The 18,408-nt window shown below is 59.1% G+C and carries 17 protein-coding genes; 11 read left to right on the top strand and 6 right to left on the bottom strand.

What is annotated here, in order from left to right:
• Nucleotides 1-6 precede the first annotated feature (6 nt).
• Both EYC79_RS03260 and EYC79_RS03255 read left to right on the top strand, forming a co-directional pair.
• Nucleotides 7-642, top strand: coding sequence for a 2,3-bisphosphoglycerate-dependent phosphoglycerate mutase (locus EYC79_RS03260; protein WP_062427161.1), 636 nt, complete (start codon nt 7-9; stop codon nt 640-642).
• A 175-nt stretch (nt 643-817) separates the two neighbouring features.
• Nucleotides 818-1,807 (top strand): Ldh family oxidoreductase, encoded by a 990-nt coding sequence (locus EYC79_RS03255; protein ID WP_130977136.1) that lies wholly within the window; start codon nt 818-820, stop codon nt 1,805-1,807.
• 25 nt (nt 1,808-1,832) lie between these two features.
• On the opposite strand, the gene EYC79_RS03250 is transcribed toward EYC79_RS03255, so the two are convergent.
• Nucleotides 1,833-3,065, bottom strand: coding sequence for an ROK family transcriptional regulator (locus EYC79_RS03250; protein WP_130977135.1), 1,233 nt, complete (start codon nt 3,063-3,065; stop codon nt 1,833-1,835).
• Nucleotides 3,066-3,328: 263 nt separating this feature from the next.
• On the opposite strand from EYC79_RS03250, the gene EYC79_RS03240 reads away from it, so the two are divergent.
• The 4 genes from EYC79_RS03240 to EYC79_RS03225 all read left to right on the top strand — a co-directional run bounded on the left by EYC79_RS03240 (nt 3,329) and on the right by EYC79_RS03225 (nt 6,976).
• Nucleotides 3,329-4,351 carry a sugar ABC transporter substrate-binding protein gene (locus EYC79_RS03240; RefSeq protein WP_062427164.1) on the top strand — a complete coding sequence of 341 codons (1,023 nt, stop codon included), beginning with the start codon at nt 3,329-3,331 and terminating at the stop codon, nt 4,349-4,351.
• Nucleotides 4,352-4,485: 134 nt separating this feature from the next.
• Nucleotides 4,486-5,550, top strand: a complete 1,065-nt coding sequence (locus EYC79_RS03235) for an ABC transporter permease (protein WP_062427165.1) — start codon at nt 4,486-4,488, stop codon at nt 5,548-5,550.
• Between the two features lie 11 nt (nt 5,551-5,561).
• The gene (locus tag EYC79_RS03230; RefSeq protein ID WP_062599625.1) at nt 5,562-6,344 is read left to right on the top strand and encodes an ATP-binding cassette domain-containing protein; all 783 of its coding nucleotides are present in this window, start codon (nt 5,562-5,564) and stop codon (nt 6,342-6,344) included.
• Nucleotides 6,341-6,976, top strand: coding sequence for a nucleoside triphosphate hydrolase (locus EYC79_RS03225; protein WP_130977133.1), 636 nt, complete (start codon nt 6,341-6,343; stop codon nt 6,974-6,976). Before EYC79_RS03230 ends, EYC79_RS03225 begins: the two co-directional genes overlap by 4 nt.
• Before the next feature lie 61 nt (nt 6,977-7,037).
• On the opposite strand, the gene EYC79_RS03220 is transcribed toward EYC79_RS03225, so the two are convergent.
• Entirely contained in the window at nt 7,038-8,147 is a 1,110-nt protein-coding gene (locus tag EYC79_RS03220; RefSeq protein WP_130977132.1) for an alpha/beta hydrolase, read from the bottom strand.
• Nucleotides 8,148-8,349: 202 nt separating this feature from the next.
• Here EYC79_RS03220 and recF point away from each other — a divergent pair, with 202 nt between their 5' ends.
• The 3 genes from recF to EYC79_RS03205 are packed head-to-tail and all read left to right on the top strand — an operon-like array spanning nt 8,350 to nt 10,743.
• On the top strand, nt 8,350-9,474 hold the full coding sequence (recF, locus tag EYC79_RS03215) for a DNA replication/repair protein RecF (protein ID WP_062599163.1): 1,125 nt from the start codon (nt 8,350-8,352) through the stop codon (nt 9,472-9,474).
• 37 nt (nt 9,475-9,511) lie between these two features.
• The gene (locus EYC79_RS03210; protein WP_113272914.1) at nt 9,512-10,270 is read left to right on the top strand and encodes a molybdopterin-synthase adenylyltransferase MoeB; all 759 of its coding nucleotides are present in this window, start codon (nt 9,512-9,514) and stop codon (nt 10,268-10,270) included.
• Entirely contained in the window at nt 10,267-10,743 is a 477-nt protein-coding gene (locus tag EYC79_RS03205) for a GNAT family N-acetyltransferase (protein WP_130977131.1), read from the top strand. Before EYC79_RS03210 ends, EYC79_RS03205 begins: the two co-directional genes overlap by 4 nt.
• An 11-nt stretch (nt 10,744-10,754) precedes the next feature.
• On the opposite strand, the gene EYC79_RS03200 is transcribed toward EYC79_RS03205, so the two are convergent.
• On the bottom strand, nt 10,755-11,759 hold the full coding sequence (locus tag EYC79_RS03200) for a 2-hydroxyacid dehydrogenase (protein ID WP_062427171.1): 1,005 nt from the start codon (nt 11,757-11,759) through the stop codon (nt 10,755-10,757).
• A gap of 180 nt (nt 11,760-11,939) precedes the next feature.
• Here EYC79_RS03200 and EYC79_RS03195 point away from each other — a divergent pair, with 180 nt between their 5' ends.
• The gene (locus EYC79_RS03195; RefSeq protein WP_062427172.1) at nt 11,940-12,476 is read left to right on the top strand and encodes an SH3 domain-containing protein; all 537 of its coding nucleotides are present in this window, start codon (nt 11,940-11,942) and stop codon (nt 12,474-12,476) included.
• 59 nt (nt 12,477-12,535) lie between these two features.
• Here the strand turns inward: EYC79_RS03195 and EYC79_RS03190 are convergent, their stop codons facing one another.
• Nucleotides 12,536-13,528 carry an adenosine kinase gene (locus EYC79_RS03190; RefSeq protein ID WP_130977130.1) on the bottom strand — a complete coding sequence of 331 codons (993 nt, stop codon included), beginning with the start codon at nt 13,526-13,528 and terminating at the stop codon, nt 12,536-12,538.
• 339 nt (nt 13,529-13,867) lie between these two features.
• Here EYC79_RS03190 and EYC79_RS03185 point away from each other — a divergent pair, with 339 nt between their 5' ends.
• Nucleotides 13,868-14,812, top strand: coding sequence for an AEC family transporter (locus EYC79_RS03185; protein ID WP_062427174.1), 945 nt, complete (start codon nt 13,868-13,870; stop codon nt 14,810-14,812).
• A 37-nt stretch (nt 14,813-14,849) separates the two neighbouring features.
• Here EYC79_RS03185 and EYC79_RS03180 read toward each other — a convergent pair whose 3' ends face one another.
• Both EYC79_RS03180 and pnp read right to left on the bottom strand, forming a co-directional pair.
• Nucleotides 14,850-15,869 carry a class I SAM-dependent methyltransferase gene (locus EYC79_RS03180; protein WP_130977129.1) on the bottom strand — a complete coding sequence of 340 codons (1,020 nt, stop codon included), beginning with the start codon at nt 15,867-15,869 and terminating at the stop codon, nt 14,850-14,852.
• A 173-nt stretch (nt 15,870-16,042) separates the two neighbouring features.
• On the bottom strand, nt 16,043-18,187 hold the full coding sequence (gene pnp, locus EYC79_RS03175; RefSeq protein WP_062443127.1) for a polyribonucleotide nucleotidyltransferase: 2,145 nt from the start codon (nt 18,185-18,187) through the stop codon (nt 16,043-16,045).
• Between the last annotated feature and the right edge of the window lie 221 nt (nt 18,188-18,408).

Genomic DNA, 18,408 nt, shown 5'->3' with positions numbered 1-18,408 from the left:
GTATTTATGAGCGGAACCCTCGTCCTCGTTCGTCACGGTCAAAGCGACTGGAACCTCAAGAACCTCTTCACCGGATGGCGCGACCCCGATCTGACGGAACTCGGCGTTCAGGAAGCCAATGCTGGCGGCAAGGCGCTTGCCGATTACGGTATCAAATTTGACGTGGCTTACACGTCTTCGCTGATTCGCGCGCAAAAAACCTGCCAGATCGTGCTCGACAATGTCGGCCAGTCGGGTCTAGAAACCATCCGCGATGAGGCGCTCAACGAGCGTGACTATGGCGATCTTTCCGGCCTCAACAAGGATGACGCCCGCGAGAAGTGGGGTGAGGAGCAAGTGCATATCTGGCGCCGCTCCTACGACATCCCGCCGCCCGGCGGCGAAAGCCTGCGAGACACTGGTGCTCGCGTCTGGCCCTACTATCTGACGGAAATCCTGCCGCGCGTTCTGCGTGGAGAGAAGGTTCTGGTCGCCGCGCACGGCAATTCGCTGCGTTCGCTGGTGATGGTGCTCGACAAGCTGAGCAAGGAAGAAATCCTGAAGCTCAATCTCGCGACCGGCGTGCCCATGGTCTACAAGCTGAATGCCGACTCCACCGTCGCGTCCAAGGACGTGCTGGGCGACATGTCTGCTGCGCATTGACACGTATAAGGGCGGCCTTCCCATCTTTTGATCGAGGGCCGTCCGCTACACGCTGCTGAAACATCGCAAGCCATCAGGTTGCGATACGGTTTTCGCCAGCTTTTCTCACATGTCCCTGCCAATGCCCAAATGTCGGTCGGGCATCATTTCACTCTGTTTCCTTCCAGATTGCGTCATGAAATTTAGCATAGAACAGGCGGAAGACTTTGTTTCTTCCATCTTCGAGAAGAACGGCGTTCTGGCGTCAAGCGCGCGCTCCGTTGCCCGTGCACTGGTTGCCGCGGAGGCTTGTGGCCAGGGCGGCCATGGATTTCGGCGGATACCGGTCTATGTAGCCCAGCTTCATACCGGAAAAGTGAATGGCGAAGCTGTGCCCACAGCCACAAAGGTCCGACCCGCGGTGGTCTCGATCGACGCAGGACACGGATATGCCTATCCAGCTATCGATCTTGCAATTCAAGAGCTAGAGCCGCTTGCACGTGACCAGGGCATCGCGCTTGCCGCGATCGGTCGGTCACATCATGCTGGTGTCATGGCTTTGACGGTCGAGCGTTTGGCAGAACAGGGTCTCGTTGCCTTCATGGTCGCCAATGCCCCCGCCTCCATGGCCCCATGGGGCGGCATCAGGCCGCTTTATGGGACGAACCCGATCGCCTTTGCCGCGCCGATGAAAGACGCCGACCCTCTGGTGATCGACCTCGCGCTTTCCAAGGTCGCGCGGGGCAAGATCATGGCCGCCCGCCAAAAAGGCGTCACTATTCCAGGTGATTGGGCTCTCGACGCGCAGGGTTGTCCAACCACCGATCCAAATGAAGCGATCAACGGCACCATGGTGCCGGCCGGTGAGGCCAAGGGGGCGGCATTGGCGCTCATGGTCGAGATCATGGCGGCGGGCCTCACCGGAGGCAATTTCGGCTTCCAGGCCTCTTCTCTTCTGGACGATATGGGAACGGCGCCCTCTCTTGGGCACACGATCATTGCGATCGATCCGACCATTGCCGGCAATGATGCTCTGGCGGACAGGGTTTCGCAGATGGCCGCCGAAATCGAGTCTCAGGGCAATGCAAGGCTTCCAGGCCGCCGCAGCCAAGGCATTCGCAAGCAGTCTCTGGAGAACGGGATTACAATCGAAGACGATATTTTGCGTCAGATCGAAGCGCTTTAAGAAGTGACAAAGGGTGCGCGGCCTGTCAGGTCGAGGTTTCCTTAAACAATACATTCTGGTCGAGAAGATAACGGGAGAACAGCGGCAAGCTGGCGCCACCAATAGCGCGTGCCTGACTTCCGACCGCACCCTCCCTGATATCGGGTACGCCCACACCTTGAAGATCGTGCAGCATTAAGGCGTCGCGCGTTGCTTCAACGATGCGCGAGCGCACCCAGCCTGGGAAGCCGCCATCGATGATGACGGTGGAGAAATCAATGATGGACGCAGCGGCAATGACGGCCTGGGCAAGTGCGGCACCGGTATTGCGGATCCATACTTCCAGCGGTTCGCCGAAATCGATCCATTCATCGGGAGAAAACCACAGCGGCTTGGGGTCTATGCCTCTTTCACGCAGCATGTCTTCAAGCACGAAGATCGAGGCGATCTTCAGCAACTGCACCGTCTTGCCATCCCGACCCTGAACCGGCAGCGGACCGATCGCACCTGCCGCGCCGGTCCGTCCTGAGAACAGGGCCGAATTCAGGACGACGCCGCCACCGATGAATGAGCCGATAAAGACGTAGAGAAAGTCCGGATAGGCCTGGCCGTTGCCAAACACCAATTCCGCGCCACAGGCACTCGTCGCATCGTTTTGGAGAAAGACGGGATGGTCGACAGCATCGGCAATCTCCTGGCGAAGATCGACCAGTTTCCAACTGTCCATTTGGCCCTCGGGCGCACCGACCTCTTTCGCCCAACTCCAGAGTTCAAACGGCGCGGCGATCCCAATACCTGCGATCTTCTCGCGTTCTGACGGATCGAGCCTGCCCTCCAACTCGGCGATGCCTTTGGCGACAAAGGGTAAAATCCATTCCGGCATTGGGTACGGATACGTATTGCGCAATTGCATCCTGATCCGACCGACAAAATCCATCAGCACCAGATCGACGCTACGGCGGCCGATTTTCACGCCAAAAGAGTAGACCGAATCTGGATTGAGCCGCATCGGCGTGGAGGGTTGCCCGACGCGCCCACGAAGGAGCTCGCCCCTGATCAGCAAGCCGTCCTTTTCCAGCGAACGCATGATGACGGAGACCGTCTGGGCTGACAATCCGCTGCGCCGAGCGATCTCGGCCTTCGACAAGGCATTGTGACGACGCACCAGAGAAAGCACCAGCCGTTCGTTATAGGCGCGAACGCGGACCTGATTGGCACCGCCGCTCAAATCTGTAGCCGTCGCAGGTGGCGTCTGCGACATCTCCAAAGAACGAGACATCTTGTCTTCCTCCCAGCCGTCGCAGGCAAGTGCGCAACCGCTTTACTCATCATATGCTGTGCGAAAAGTGTCTGGTCTCCTCCTGGCCACTCCCGCCATCACGCTAAAGAGCATGACAGATCGAATTAATAATTCAATTGGATTTATTTATTGACAGCCTGTTAATTTGATGGTTCCATCGCTTCCAGTGGCGCCTGATCTAGGAGGAGAAGGGCCGCAGACCAGTCATCCAAATGGCTGCTTGTTTCCACTGGGAGGATCATATGAAGACCACTGTTTCAGCCTTTTTGGGCGCGCTCGCGCTTGGCGTTTCTTTCGCTTCGGTTGCATCGGCCGCCGATACTTCGGCATGCCTCATTACCAAGACCGACACCAACCCCTTTTTCGTCAAGATGAAAGAAGGCGCAACCGCCAAGGCAAAGGAACTGGGCGTGACGCTCAAGTCTTACGCCGGTAAGGTCGATGGTGACTCCGAAAGCCAAGTTGCAGCCATCGAGTCCTGCATTGCCGATGGCGCCAAGGGCATTCTGATCACCGCTTCCGATACCAAGGGCATCGTCCCGACGATCAAGAAGGCGCGCGATGCAGGCCTCCTCGTCATCGCTCTCGACACCCCGCTTGATCCAATCAACTCTGCCGATGCAACATTCGCAACCGACAACCTCCTGGCCGGCAAGCTGATCGGTGAATGGGCCAAGGGCACGATGGGCGACGGCGCGAAGGATGCCAAGGTCGGCTTCCTCGACCTGACGCCTGACCAGCCGAGCGTCGACGTTCTGCGCGACCAGGGCTTTATGATCGGCTTCGGTATCGATCCGAAAGACCCGAACAAGATCGGTGACGAAACCGATCCGCGCATCGTCGGCCACGACGTGACGAACGGCAATGAAGAAGGTGGCCGTAAGGCCATGGAAAACCTTCTGCAGAAAGACCCAGGCATCAACGTCATTCACACCATCAACGAACCGGCTGCTGTCGGCGCGTATCAGGCCCTCAAGGCCGTTGGTATGGAGAAGAACGTTCTGATCGTTTCCGTGGACGGCGGTTGCCCAGGCGTGAAGTCGGTTGAGGAAGGCGTCATCGGCGCGACCTCGCAGCAGTACCCGCTGATGATGGCAGCACTCGGCGTCGAGGCCATCAAGAAGTTCGCCGACACGGGTGAAAAGCCGAAGCCGACGGAAGGCAAGTCCTTCTTCGACACAGGCGTTTCTCTGGTCACCGACAAGCCGGTCAAGGGTGTTCCTTCGATCAGCGTCAAGGAAGGCCTGGCGAAGTGCTGGGGCTGATGCCCTCAATCACCATCTGAAGATCATGGCCGGGATCAGTCCCGGCCAACTTCACTCAAAACCATTCGCTTTCGTAATACCCGGCTGACATTTCGGCGCCGCGCATAGATGTTTGGCGAGCGGGAGGAGGAAACATGAGCGGAATTCAAGAATTCGAACGCGTGCTGGACGGGAGCGACAAGAAAGTCGCCTCTTTCGATCAGCAAAGCGTTTCCGCGCTCAAACGCGCGCAGCATTTTCTACACTCGACACCGGCAGCCGTGCCACTCATCGTCCTGATCCTGTCGGTTGCGATCTTCGGCATGACGATCGGCGGACGGTTCTTTTCATCCTACACACTGACCCTTATCCTGCAGCAGATCGCCGTTGTCGGTATTCTCGGCTCGGCACAGACATTGATCATCCTGACGGCCGGTATCGATCTTTCGATCGGCGTGGTGATGGTCATTTCATCCGTCGTCATGGGCAATGTGGCGGTCACCTACGGGCTGCCAACCCCTATCGCCATTCTCGCGGGTTTCGTTGTCGGCGGACTTTGTGGCTTCTTCAACGGCTTCCTGGTAGCAGTGGTCAAACTTCCGCCCTTCATCGTGACGCTTGGTTCGTGGAACATCGTCATGGCGACGAATTTCATCTACTCGGCGAATGAAACGATCCGCGATGCCGACGTGCAGCAGACCGCACCGCTTCTGCAGCTCTTCGCCACCAACTTCCGTATCGGTTCTGCCATTTTCACACTCGGCGTCATCGCGATGGTCGCGCTCGTCGCCGTGCTCTGGTACGTCCTGAACCAAACCGCCTGGGGACGCCACGTCTATGCCGTGGGAGACGATCCGGAAGCGGCGAAGCTCTCCGGCATTCAGACCCGTAAGGTTTTGCTCAGCGTATACACCATCGCTGGCGTCATCGCAGCCTTCGCGGCCTGGGTCGCCATCGGCCGTAACGGTTCGATCTCTCCCTCTGCCGCCGTGACCGACTACAACCTTCAGGCCATTACGGCGACCGTTATCGGCGGTATCTCGCTCTTCGGCGGACGTGGCTCCATTCTCGGAACGCTCTTCGGCGCCATGCTGGTCGGCGTGGTCTCCATGGGCCTCAACATGCTCGGTGCAGACCCGCAGTGGAAGGTTATGTTGACCGGCTGGCTGATCATCGCCGCCGTCGCAGTGGATCAATGGATCAGAAAGGCAGCCGTCTGATGGCCCAGGATATGAACAGACAACCCATTCTTTCAGGTCATAGTCTCGTCAAGCGTTATGGCCGTGTGACGGCACTCGACAATGCCGACTTCGATCTCTACCCGGGCGAAATCCTGGCGGTGATCGGCGATAATGGTGCGGGCAAGTCCTCGCTCATCAAGGCACTGTCGGGCGCGATCCGCCCGGATGAAGGCGAGATCCGACTTGAAGGCAAGCCGGTCCAGTTCAAGACACCGCTGGAAGCCCGCGATGCCGGCATCGAGACCGTGTACCAGAACCTCGCGCTCTCCCCTGCCCTGTCGATCACCGACAACATGTTTCTGGGACGCGAACTCCGCAAACCCGGCATTCTCGGCTCGGTGTTTCGCAAGCTCGATCATGCAGCGATGGACAAGTTCGCCCGCGAGAAGCTTTCCGAACTTGGTTTGATGACCATTCAGAACATCAACCAGGCGGTCGAGACGCTGTCCGGTGGCCAGCGGCAGGGTGTTGCGGTTGCCAGAGCGGCAGCCTTCGGGTCGAAGGTCGTCATTCTGGACGAGCCGACAGCGGCACTTGGCGTCAAGGAGAGCCGTCGCGTTCTGGAGCTCATTCAGGACGTGCGCTCACGCGGCATGCCCATCGTGCTCATTTCGCACAACATGCCGCATGTCTTCGAAGTGGCGGATCGCATTCACATCCATCGCCTCGGCAAACGTCTCTGCGTCATCAATCCGAAAGACTATACGATGTCTGACGCGGTGGCCTTCATGACGGGCGCGAAAGAACCGCCACGCCAGGATATCGCCGCATGACACCGACGCTTGCGGCGTTGACGGACGATGTCCTTGCCCGTGCAGAGAAGTCCAACTCCCGTCGCTCCATGATTGCAATTGCCGGTCCCCCAGGGGCCGGCAAATCCACACTCGCCGATGCCCTGAGAGACAGCCTGATTGCCCGTGGCGAGACCGCCGAAGTCCTACCCATGGACGGCTTTCACATGGACAACGGGATTTTGGAAAGCCGGGGCCTGATCGCCCGCAAAGGGGCACCGGAAACATTCGATGTCCGTGGCTTTATCGATATCGTCAAAGCCGTACGCCAGAGTAACGAAGAGGTACTCGTTCCTGTCTTCGACCGCTCCCGGGAAATCGCCATCGCATCCGCAAGAGCAGTTTCAGCAGATACACGCTTCATTCTTGCAGAGGGCAATTATCTGCTGCTGGACGAAGCACCGTGGGACCGGCTGAAAGACAGCTTCGACCTCAGCATTTTCGTCGGGCCCTCCTATCCGGTTCTCGAGCACCGGCTTCGCGATCGCTGGATCGGCTATGGGCTGAACGAGCAAGCCATCCACGCCAAGCTTTACGAGAACGATCTGCCCAACGGCAAGCGCGTCGTCGAAAATTCACGACCAGCCGATATTCATCTCGACACCTGGACCTGACGCCTCGCCACCTGTGTGCTCGGACAAGCGCTCAACCTTTGTCACCGCGGATCCATCAACCTCAGTTCGGATTGACGACTTTGCTTGCCAGTCTGAACGGGCTGGACACCGTTGCGCCGACAGCGTCCAGAACGAATGCGCCCGCGCGGGTCAGATCGTTGCCGCCGCCGCGACGCTTTTCATCGAGCTTCGGCAACAATGCGGCAAGTGCGGCGTAGCGATCATGGTTGAAGCCATCGGATGAATCGAGCTCCGAAATATCGACAAACTGAACGCCTTCGCGTTTCGCAGCCTTGCTGATTTCGGGATCTGTAACGTCCAGTGCGCCCACTCTGCTTCGTTCGCCCGCTAGAAGGGAAGCAGCCATCAGGGCGCGATCATCCTTCGACACCAGCACGGTAAGCGGTGGATCCAGACGACCGACTACCTCGATCTGCTTTCGAAACACGTCGGTGTCGATGTCCGGTGCCGCGAGAATGACCTGGAGCTTGGCGATGACGTCGTTACGGCCCTTCAGCCTGAGCTCTCTCAAGGCTTCCATGACCAGCCAAGCCCCCATGCTGTGACCGAAAACGATGACGTTCTTGCGGGGTGATTTTTGTGCGAGATCGATCAGGAGGTCCGCCAGCCCATCGCGAGAAAAGGTTGCCGCTTCCTTGTCGGCCAGATATCCCGTGACATCGGCCATGGACGGCCAGGAAAAGACCACCGGCACGCCATTGATATCGGCGTCCGCAGCCATTTGCGCGGCGCGGAACAGGGCCTCCTGATAGCTGTAATTGTAGCCGTGAACAAAAAGGCCAACATCCTTTCCGGATGAAAGAATGCCGGCGAGATCGTGCTTGAATGCGTCTTTTGAGAGCATGTCCCGATCGGTCACGGCGAAGTCTTTCTTGGCGTCCGGCTTACCCGACGGCCACTCGATCTTGCCTTTCTTGTGATCCGGCGGGATGGAGATATCGAAGCGTGCATAGTTGGGCTGATCGGCACGCCCTGCACCGAATGCCAGTGTCTTGCCCGCTTCCTTCTCACGCGTACTGACGACGTAGGCGGCTATGCTCTTGCCCGCCGTCGCCCGCGTATTGACGGCCTGCAATACGTCGGCTCCCGGCCGTCCGGCGCAGGATCCGAGGAGGACGAGGGTGAGCAAAAGGGAAGTGACTCTGAGCATGCAATACCCGCTAAATTAGACTAGCACCGATAACGGCAAAATCTGCGGCTGGCAATCGAATGAACGCAGACGTAAACGTAAGATCGTTAGGCAAGGAAGACGCTGTCCATGACGCGGCTGTCAGCCTCGGTGTCAGAGAAAGTTCGTTTCGATTTGGGGCGGGATGTTGTAGGTCGTAAGCCATGACGATTCTGGATATGGCATGACGGCCAAAGTTTTCCTCTCACGGCTGAAGCTTACCGATTTCCGCAATTATGCGGAAGTGTCCTTGCGGCTGGATGAGCGCCATGTCGTGCTGACGGGCGATAATGGTTCCGGCAAGACGAACCTGCTGGAGGCGATCTCCTTCCTGTCGCCTGGCCGTGGTTTGCGCCGTGCTGTTCTATCCGATGTCACCCGCGTGGGCGCAGAAGAAACAGGGTTCTCGATCTTCGCCGACCTATCGGGCATGGATGGTGAGGTTGCGATCGGAACAGGCATCGATGGGGACGGCGATACGCCATCACGGCGCCTGAGACTCAACGGTACGTCGGTCAAATCCGTCGACGAATTGACCGATCACTTGCGGGTTCTTTGGCTGACACCGTCCATGGACGGGCTTTTCACGGGGTCGTCGTCTGATCGTCGCCGTTTCCTCGATCGCCTTGTTCTTTCCCTCGACCCATCGCATGGACGGCGTGCCAGCGATTTCGAAAAAGCGATGCGCCAGCGCAACCGCCTGCTTTCCGATGGTCGTCTCGATCCTGTTTGGCTCGACGGTATCGAGAAGCAGATGGCAGAGCTTGGTATTGCCATGGCTGTTGCGCGCCACGAGATGCTGGGTTTGCTGCGCACGCTGATCGAAAGTCGTGCCGGCGATACCAGCTTCCCAAAGGCTACGCTCACGCTGTCCGGCTTCCTCGACGATCAGTATCATCGACCGGCGGTCGATCTTGAGGATGAATATTTCGCCACGCTCCGGGAAAGCCGCTATCGCGATGCGGGTGCCGGACGCACACTCGAAGGCCCCCATCGCGCCGATCTTTTCGTCCGGCATGCGGAAAAGGATATGGACGCGGCACGCTGCTCCACCGGTGAGCAGAAGGCGCTCCTTGTCGGACTCGTCCTTGCCCATGCGCAGCTGACCGCCAATATGACGGGTTACGCGCCGATCCTGCTTCTGGACGAGATCGCAGCCCATCTGGATGAGGGCAGACGTGCCGCACTTTTCGACCTCATCCATGCGCTTGGCGGCCAGAGTTTCATGACCGGGACGGATGCATCGATGTTTGCAGCATTGCAGGATCGCGCCCAGTTTTTCACCGTGTCGCATGGCAGCGTGTCATGATAGGGCTTCTGCCCATTGAGGTAGCGGAGACAGGATCATGGATGCTCTTAGCCCCGAGGAAATAGAACGCTACAAGCGGCATATTCTCCTGCCCGAGATCGGCGGCATGGGCCAACAGCGGCTGAAGGCTGCCAAGGTGCTGGTGATCGGCGCCGGCGGTCTTGGTGCACCGGTGCTCTATTATCTCGCTGCTGCAGGTGTTGGGACGCTCGGCATTATCGATGACGACATCGTCTCGCTGTCGAACCTGCAGAGGCAGGTCATTCACGATACGGGCACGATCGGCGAGCAGAAGACGGAAAGCGCGCGCCGCAGCATATCTCGCCTCAACCCGCATGTGCGCACGCTGCACTTCGAAGAGCGTTTTTCCACCGTCTGGGCACATGATCATCTGAGCGCCTTCGATCTGGTGATCGACGGATCGGACAATTTCGATACGCGCTATGCGGCGGCAGATGCTGCGGAGGCGGCAAAGGTGCCGCTGGTCACAGGTGCTGTTGGCCGTTTCGATGGCTCGGTGACGGTTCTGAAGCCCTATGAGGAAGGTCCGGACGGCATGCTGCTGCCGCGCTACCGTGATCTGTTTCCAGCCCCGCCGCCGGAAGGCCTGATCCCGTCCTGTGCCGAGACCGGCATTATCGGCGCGCTGACCGGTGTTATCGGCACGACGATGGCGATGGAGGCGATCAAGGTCATCACCGGCACCGGAGAACCGTTGGTCGGGCGGCTGATGCTTTACGATGCGCTTGCCGCCCGCTTCGAGACCATTCGCTATAAGAGGCGCCAGGCAGCATGATCACGAGTGTTCAGATCGATGAGACCTTCGACCGCGTCGAGGAACTGTTGGCGCTGATCATGTCGTCCTTCGCCTATATGGATGGCGTCATCGACCCGCCTTCCTCGGCCCACCGTCTGACGCCAGACAATCTGCGTCAAAAGATCCGGGACGAGATTGTCTTTGTCGCGTTCGATGGCGGCGATATGCTCGGGTGTATTTTTTGCAAGCCCGAGGCCGCTTCGCTCTATGTCGGCAAACTTGCCGTCTCACCTGCGGCGCAAGGCCGTGGTATCGGAAAAGCGTTGCTGAGGACGGCCGAAGCGACGGCACACAGGCTGTCGCTCCCAAGTCTGCGACTGGAGACCAGGATCGAACTCGTCAACAATCACCGGCAGTTTTCGTCCTGGGGCTTCGTCAAGACGGCTGAGAATTCCCATGCCGGATATGCGCGGGTCACCTCTATCGAAATGACGAAGCGTCTGCCCAGTTAAGCCCTGCCCAGTTAAGCCCTGCCCGGCAACACCCGGTTCGGCGGTCTGTGGCCGTCGTAAAAGGCGCGAATGTTGATGATCACCTTGTCACCCATGTCAATGCGGCCTTCGATCGTGGCTGAACTCATATGCGGCAGAAGCACCACCCTGCCCTCTTTGGCGAGCTTGATGAGCTTTGGATTGACGGCCGGCTCGTTCTCGAACACATCGAGACCCGCACCAGCGATCTTGCCCTGGCGCAGACACTCGATCATGGCTGCCTCATCGATGATGTCGCCGCGCGCCGTATTGACGATGTAGCTCGTCGGCTGCATCAGCGCGAGACGCCGGGCCGAGATCAGGTGATAGGTGGCCGGCGTCGATGGGCAGTTGACAGAGACGATATCGACGCGTGCCAGCATCTGGTCGAGGCTGTCCCAATAGGTCGCCTCGAGTTCCGCTTCCGTGGCTGGACTGACGCGCTTGCGATTGTGGTAATGGATCGACAGCCCAAAGGCCTTGGCGCGGCGGGCAACGGCAGTCCCGATGCGGCCCATGCCGACGATGCCGATGCGCTTGCCCGAGAGACGCCGGCCAAGCATCCAGGTGGGAGACCAGCCGCGCCAGTCTTCCGAGCCATTGGCAAGCACGCGCGTGCCCTCGACAAGGCGGCGCGGAACGGCAAGCACGAGCGCCATCGTCATGTCGGCGCTGTCTTCGGTCAACACGTTCGGCGTGTTGGTCACGGTAATGCCCTTGCGTGCCGCCGCATCCACATCGATATGGTCGATGCCATTGGAAAAACCTGCGATCAATTTCAGTTGAGGACCGGCCTGCTCGATCATCGACGCGGTGATGCGATCGGTCACAGTGGGCACCAGAACGTCGACGCGCTGCATGGCGGCCAGAAGCTCTGCCTCCGTGCGGGGTGCGTCTTCGATATTCAATTCAGCCTCGAACAGTTCGCGCATGCGGGTCTCGACCAGATCCGGCAGTTTTCGGGTCAAATAGACGGTCGGTCTCTTCTTGTTCGTCATTGTCTGCAGGCACCTTGTTCAGAGGTCGTTAACCAGAAAGAGCGATAATTTGTTCATCAAGGGCGTTTCTACCAGACCCACCGGCGAAGACAAACAAATCTCGCATGTTGCGTCTTCGGCGGCAGGACTGGGGGGCCCCTTAAACGTCATTCTCTTGTTTCACGGAAACGGTCAAACGACATGCGTAGCTTTGTCTCCATCCTCTGCATTGCATTGTCATTCGGTTTTCTTCATGCCGCTGCTACACCGGCTTTCGCACAGGGCGCCGCAAAGGGTGCCAGCGGACTGCCGCTGCCGCGCTTCGTCAGCCTGAAATCCAAGCGCGTCAATATGCGCATTGGACCGAGCACCGATTACGCCGTCTCCTGGATGTATATGAAATCCGGCATGCCGGTGGAGATCATCCAGGAATATGAAAACTGGCGCCGGATTCGCGATGCCGACGGCACCGAGGGCTGGGTAAACCAGGCGCTGCTTTCGGGTGAAAGAACTGCGGTGGCAGCACCGTGGATGCGCGGCAAGGGCAAGGAAGTGTTTGTCAATATGCGCCGCGAGCCACAATCGAGTGCTTCGGTCGTGGCGAAGCTCGAGCCTGGCGTGCAGATCCGGATCGGCGAGTGCAATGGTGACTGGTGCAAGGCGGAAGCCGGTCAGGTGGGCGGCTGGGTGTCGCAGGGCGAAATCTGGGGCGCCTATCCCGGCGAAGCCTTCAAGTAATCAGGACTAATGAGAGACCGTGCGCCCTTGATGGACGCACGGGATAATCGGAAACAATCCTATAGAAGACCGTGCTTCTCAGCCAGCGCCTTTAGCGACGACATTGGGCGCGGTCCGATCTGCTGAATGACGGCGGCGGCCGCAAGGCAGCCGAGCTTGCCGCTATCTTCCAGAGAACGGCCCTGCGTGTAGCCGAAGAGGAAGCCGGAGGCGAAGAGATCGCCGGCACCCGTCGTGTCGACGACATCGAAAACCGGATAGGCATCGACCTTTACCCGCTCCGTGCCGCGTACGATCATTGCACCTTCTTCGCTCATCGTCACGGCGGCGATCTTGCAGTCCTGAGCGATCCTGGTCAGCGCCAGATCGAAGTCTTCGGTTTCGTAGAGCGACAGCGCTTCCTGCTTGTTGGCGAAGACGATGTCGACAGTGCCCGAGCGCATCAGATCGAGGAACTCGTCGCGGTAACGGCCGACACAGAAGCTGTCGGAGAGCGTCATGGAAACCTCGCGACCATTCTCGTGGGCGATGCGGGCGCAATCGCGGATCGCATCCTTGGCGCGCGGCGGATCCCAGAGATAGCCCTCGAAATAGGTGACTTTCGACTGGGCAACGACTTCCGGCTCGACGTCTTCCGGCCCAAGCTCGACGCAAGCACCGAGATAGGTATTCATGGAACGCTCACCGTCTTCGGTGACAAAGATCATAGAGCGGGCGGTGGGCGGAAAGGTGCCGCGCGGCTGGGTCTCGAAATGGACGCCCTGAGCGCGGATATCGTGCTGGAAGATCTCGCCGAGCTGATCTTCGGCGACCTTGCCAAAATAGGCTGCCGGTCCGCCAAAATTGGCAATGCCCGCTGCCGTATTGCCTGCACTTCCGCCGGACGCTTCCAGGGCCGGACCCATGAGCGAGTAGAGCAGTTCCGCGCGCTCCGCATCGATCAGGTTCATCGCGCCCTTGGTGATGGCGTTATCGATGAGGAAACTGTCATCGCAGCGCGAAATAATATCCACGATGGCGTTGCCAACGGTCAGTACGTCGAATTTTGTCATGAGCCTCTTGTCCGAGCCGCACCGACCCGGTGCGTTATCCGGAACTCGGTCTTAAAGATTTCTGCCGACAAGAAAAGAGAAAAGGCGACTTCGCCTGCCTGCACCTTCGGCAGACTGATCTTTGGCGTCATTTGCCTGTCATGAAGCGCTGCTAGATCATCAGTCGTTCCCGGCACGGATGTACTGACGGGGACCACAGGCTGAAGCGGGGACGATCCCCTCTTTTTCTGTTTCTGGGAGACGGCTCCTGTTCCGGCTCCCTATAGAAAATGGTTTGAGACCATTGGCCTTTCCTATACAGGGTAGTTCTTCCGCAGAACGCCGTGAAAGCCCGTCTCCATGTATGCTGTCGCCGTCAATGTCGCCCCGATCTTTCTGCTCATTCTGATCGGTTGGCTGACGGTGAAGGCGAGGCTGTTCAAGGCCGACGCGAGCGACGTGTTGAGCGACTTCGTCTTCAAGATTGCCGTACCGACGTTGATCTTTCGTACGCTGGCGGAAGCTGATTTTCACGGCGCTTCGCCGTTCAAGCTCTGGATCACATACTTTACCGGTGTCGCGATCACCTGGGCTGCGGGTCAGATGGTGACGACCTATTTCTTCAAGCAGGATCTTCGCGTCAGCGTCATTGCCGGCATCTCATCGGCCTTCGCCAATAACATCTTCATCGGCCTGCCACTCGTCAGCCGCTCCGTCGGCAATGACGGGATCGTGGCGATTTCCATTCTGCTCGCCATCCATCTTCCCATCATGATGATTGCCGGAACCATTCTGATGGAAAATGCAACGCATAAGGTGGTGGGCGGAGAAAGAAGAGGCACCCTGACCGTATTGAGACAGGTGGGCCGCAATCTGGCGACCAATCCGTTGGTGATCGCCCTCATTCTCGGGCTCTGCTTCAACATGATCGGCGCGCCGATGCCCGTCGTCTTCACAACGGTGATCGATCAGGTCGCCGCCATGGCGGGACCTGCGGCCTTGATCTCATTGGGGATGGCGCTGACCAAATATCCGGTGCGCGGAAACCTGCACATCGCTGCGACCGTCACCGCATTCAAACTCTTGCTTCTACCGGCCTGCGTCTGGGCGACGGCGCACCTGCTGGGTCTCAACCCCGCCTGGACATCGGCATTGGTACTGACATCCTGCGTCCCGACGGGCATCAATTCCTGGCTGCTCGCCAACCGCTTCGGGATCGGACACAGCATCGCCGCCTCGACCATCAGCATATCGACGCTGTTCGGCGTCCTGACGGTATCGCTCTGGGCCTGGCTGCTGAGCTGAGGCTGCAGATGAACCGCAGCCTCTTTCTTACGCTTGATTACTTCTGGGCGCTGAGGATCTTGAAGCGCGCGTTGCGGCAGACTTCCTCACTCTTGCGGAACTCGCTGCCGAGCACCGGCTCGTAAGGCAGGCCGCGATTGGCAACCATCAGCAGCTTGCCGCCGCTGCGCAATGCTGTCGCTGCCGCCTTGATCATCGCCTGACCGAGAGCCGGTTCGGCGGCCTGGCCACCCGCATGGAATGGCGGGTTCATGATGATCAGATCGTATTTTTCCTTTGGCGGCTCGGCGGCCAGATCCTGCCAGAAGAAGCGTGCGGTCAGTCGCGGGCAGTTTTCCAGAAGATTGGTCTTGGCAAATTCCAGCGCGTTGTAGTCGGCCTCGAAAAGATCGATGCGCGCCGTGCGCGGCGACTTCTCCGCCAGCATGACGGAGAGATAGCCCCATCCGGCGCCGAAGTCTGCCGCATTGCCATCAAAGTCCGTCGGCATGCGCGAGACGAGCAGTTCGGAACCGTCATCCACGCGGTCATGGGAAAACATGCCGGGCATGGCGGTGAAGCGGTTATCGATAGTGACCGGCTTCTGCTCCAGCTTGGCGACGGTGGCAGAGACATCATCAGGCCGTGCAAACCAGATTGCGACGCCGTGGTATTTCGGGGTGGATTCAGCTTCGATACCAAGCTTGGCGAGCGTCTTGCGCAGGGTGACGATGCCGTCCTCCTTGGCGCCAGCAGCCAGGATCAGTCCGCCCGCCTTGACCCGCTTCAAGGCTTCCGCCATGCGGTTTTCGTTTTCGCCGCGGTGCTTGCCGCACAGGATCATGGCGGCGTCGTAATCCTCGCCGGAGATTTCCGGCGTGACCTCGGAACCATGCGCCTGCAGCGCACGATAGAGCGGCCGCAGGTTCTGAACCGCGACGATCTCAGCCTCGAAACCCTCCAGGCGAGGTGCACCTGCCTCCGCGCCCAGGAACAGCACGCGCTCGCCGGCTTTCGGCGCTGGCAGCATATCGGCAGCGAAGGGATGGAAAAGGGTTTTGACTGCGTCACGGCTCATCGGGAGCATCCTCAAGAACATGTGCCGGAAAAGCGCCAGGCGTCTTTGCGTCGGGACAATGTGTTCAACAACAATGGAGCAGCTTCACGTTCTAACCGGAACGGAGCCGCTCTGAAAATAGAAAAAAGGCGCGGGAGAGATCCCGCGCCCCGATAGGAATAAGCGACAGCGCCTTACTCGGCAGCAGCGTCGCCCTCAGCCTTCTTCTCGGCAGCGATTTCCTTGCCGGTTGCCTGATCGACGATCTTCATCGACAGGCGAACCTTGCCACGCTCATCGAAGCCCATCAGCTTGACCCAGACCTTGTCGCCTTCCTTGACGACGTCGGAGGTCTTGGCAACGCGCTCGGAAGCGAGCTGCGAGATGTGGACGAGGCCGTCACGTGCACCGAAGAAGTTGACGAATGCGCCGAAGTCAGCGGTCTTGACGACCGTGCCTTCGTAGATCTGGCCAACTTCAGGCTCTGCCACGATGGAGTGGATCCACTTGCGGGCCGCTTCGATTTCCTTGCCGGAAGAGGAAGCGATCTTGACGGTGCCGTCATCTTCGATGTTGATCTTCGCGCCGGTCTTTTCGACGATTTCGCGAATGACCTTGCCGCCGGAACCGATGACTTCACGGATCTTGTCGACCGGAATGTTCATGACTTCGATGCGCGGAGCGAACTCGCCGAGCTGACCACGGCTTTCGGTGATGGCATTGGCCATCTCGTTGAGGATGTGCTTGCGGCCACCCTGCGCCTGGTCAAGAGCGACCTTCATGATCTCTTCGGTGATACCGGCGATCTTGATGTCCATCTGCAGCGAGGTGATGCCATCTGCCGTACCGGCAACCTTGAAGTCCATGTCGCCGAGGTGATCTTCATCACCCAGGATGTCCGACAGAACGGCAAAGCGCTCGCCTTCCAGGATCAGGCCCATGGCGATACCGGCAACCGGCTTTGCCAGCGGAACGCCGGCATCCATCAGAGCAAGCGACGTGCCGCAGACGGTTGCCATGGAGGACGAACCGTTGGACTCGGTGATTTCCGATACGACGCGCAGCGTGTAGGGGAACTGCTCAGCAGAAGGCAGCATCGGACGGATTGCGCGCCAGGCGAGCTTGCCGTGACCGATTTCGCGACGGCCCGGGGAACCCATGCGGCCCGTTTCACCGACCGAGTAGGGCGGGAAGTTGTAGTGCAGCAGGAAGCGTTCCTTGTACATGCCCGTCAGGCTGTCGACATACTGCTCGTCTTCGCCAGTGCCAAGCGTGGCGACGACGATCGCCTGCGTTTCACCGCGGGTGAAGAGTGCCGAACCGTGGGTACGCGGCAGAAGGCCAACTTCCGAAACGATCGGGCGAACCGTGGAGAGATCGCGACCGTCGATACGGCTCTTGGTGTCGAGAATGTTCCAACGAACGATCTTGGCCTGAAGGTGCTTGAAGATCGCGCCGATTTCTTCCGCCGTGTACTTGGCTTCGCCATCTTCCGGCAGGAAGTGCGCCTTTACCTTCGCCTTGACGGCGTCGACGGCCGCGTAACGAGCAGCCTTTTCGGTGATCTTGTAGGCATCGCGCAGTTCAGCTTCGGCAAGCCCAAGCATCTCAGTTTCGAGAGCAGAGAAATCTTCCGGCTCGAATTCGCGTGGTTCCTTGGCAGCCACTTCAGCGAGCTTGATGATCGCGTCGATAACCGGCTGGAAGCCACGGTGGCCGAACATGACGGCGCCGAGCATGACCTCTTCGTTCAGTTCCTTGGCTTCAGACTCGACCATCAGGACGGCGTCCTGGGTACCGGCGACGACGAGGTCGAGAACAGACTCGTCCATCTCGTCGAGATGCGGGTTCAGAACATATTCGCCATTGATGTAACCGACGCGTGCGCCGCCGACCGGGCCCATGAAGGGAACGCCGGACAGCGTCAAAGCAGCAGAGGTTGCGATCATGGACAGGATGTCCGGGTTGTTTTCCAGATCGTGCTGGATCACGGTGACGACGACCTGGGTGTCGTTCTTGTAGCCTTCAGGAAAGAGCGGGCGGATCGGACGGTCGATCAGGCGGGAAACGAGGGTTTCGTTTTCGCTCGGACGGCCTTCGCGCTTGAAGTAGCCACCGGGGATCTTGCCGGCTGCGTAGGTCTTTTCCTGATAGTTGACCGTCAGCGGGAAGAAGTCCTGACCCGGCTTCGGGGACTTTGCGGAAACGACGGTCGCGAGAACCATGGTTTCGCCGTAGGTTGCGATGACGGCGCCGTCAGCCTGGCGAGCAACTTTGCCCGTTTCCAGCTTCAGCGGGCGGCCTGCCCATTCGATTTCCACGGAATGTTGATTGAACATATCTTGTCCTTCTTGTCGCCGCGGCTCCACCATTGAAGCAGCGGCTGCGACACATCACGGGCAAGACAGCGGGAGGCTTTTTCCTGGTGCCACGGACGGTGGCACAAGCATCCTGCAATCCTGCCCCATGACAGGTCTTCGGTTGGTTCAGACGGTTCCGGCCCATCCGGTCCGTCTTGTTATCCGGGGTTGCCGGATGAAAAACCGGCGGGCACCTTCAA

It is taken from the genome of Agrobacterium cavarae, assembly GCF_004310285.1.
Taxonomy (GTDB): Bacteria; Pseudomonadota; Alphaproteobacteria; order Rhizobiales; family Rhizobiaceae; genus Agrobacterium; species Agrobacterium cavarae.
Note: the sequence above shows the minus strand (reverse complement) of the source record. Positions and strands in the feature narration are given on the sequence as shown.

Coding starts and splice junctions, on each gene's coding strand:
- EYC79_RS03220 (WP_130977132.1), bottom strand. CDS start 8,147: ATGCTCAGAGTCACTTCCCTTTTGCTCACCCTCGTCCTCCTCGGATCC.
- EYC79_RS03185 (WP_062427174.1), top strand. CDS start 13,868: ATGTATGCTGTCGCCGTCAATGTCGCCCCGATCTTTCTGCTCATTCTG.
- recF (WP_062599163.1), top strand. CDS start 8,350: ATGACGGCCAAAGTTTTCCTCTCACGGCTGAAGCTTACCGATTTCCGC.
- EYC79_RS03210 (WP_113272914.1), top strand. CDS start 9,512: ATGGATGCTCTTAGCCCCGAGGAAATAGAACGCTACAAGCGGCATATT.
- EYC79_RS03255 (WP_130977136.1), top strand. CDS start 818: ATGAAATTTAGCATAGAACAGGCGGAAGACTTTGTTTCTTCCATCTTC.
- EYC79_RS03230 (WP_062599625.1), top strand. CDS start 5,562: ATGAACAGACAACCCATTCTTTCAGGTCATAGTCTCGTCAAGCGTTAT.
- EYC79_RS03195 (WP_062427172.1), top strand. CDS start 11,940: ATGCGTAGCTTTGTCTCCATCCTCTGCATTGCATTGTCATTCGGTTTT.
- EYC79_RS03240 (WP_062427164.1), top strand. CDS start 3,329: ATGAAGACCACTGTTTCAGCCTTTTTGGGCGCGCTCGCGCTTGGCGTT.
- EYC79_RS03205 (WP_130977131.1), top strand. CDS start 10,267: ATGATCACGAGTGTTCAGATCGATGAGACCTTCGACCGCGTCGAGGAA.
- EYC79_RS03200 (WP_062427171.1), bottom strand. CDS start 11,759: ATGACGAACAAGAAGAGACCGACCGTCTATTTGACCCGAAAACTGCCG.
- EYC79_RS03225 (WP_130977133.1), top strand. CDS start 6,341: ATGACACCGACGCTTGCGGCGTTGACGGACGATGTCCTTGCCCGTGCA.
- EYC79_RS03190 (WP_130977130.1), bottom strand. CDS start 13,528: ATGACAAAATTCGACGTACTGACCGTTGGCAACGCCATCGTGGATATT.
- EYC79_RS03235 (WP_062427165.1), top strand. CDS start 4,486: ATGAGCGGAATTCAAGAATTCGAACGCGTGCTGGACGGGAGCGACAAG.
- pnp (WP_062443127.1), bottom strand. CDS start 18,187: ATGTTCAATCAACATTCCGTGGAAATCGAATGGGCAGGCCGCCCGCTG.
- EYC79_RS03260 (WP_062427161.1), top strand. CDS start 7: ATGAGCGGAACCCTCGTCCTCGTTCGTCACGGTCAAAGCGACTGGAAC.
- EYC79_RS03180 (WP_130977129.1), bottom strand. CDS start 15,869: ATGAGCCGTGACGCAGTCAAAACCCTTTTCCATCCCTTCGCTGCCGAT.
- EYC79_RS03250 (WP_130977135.1), bottom strand. CDS start 3,065: ATGTCTCGTTCTTTGGAGATGTCGCAGACGCCACCTGCGACGGCTACA.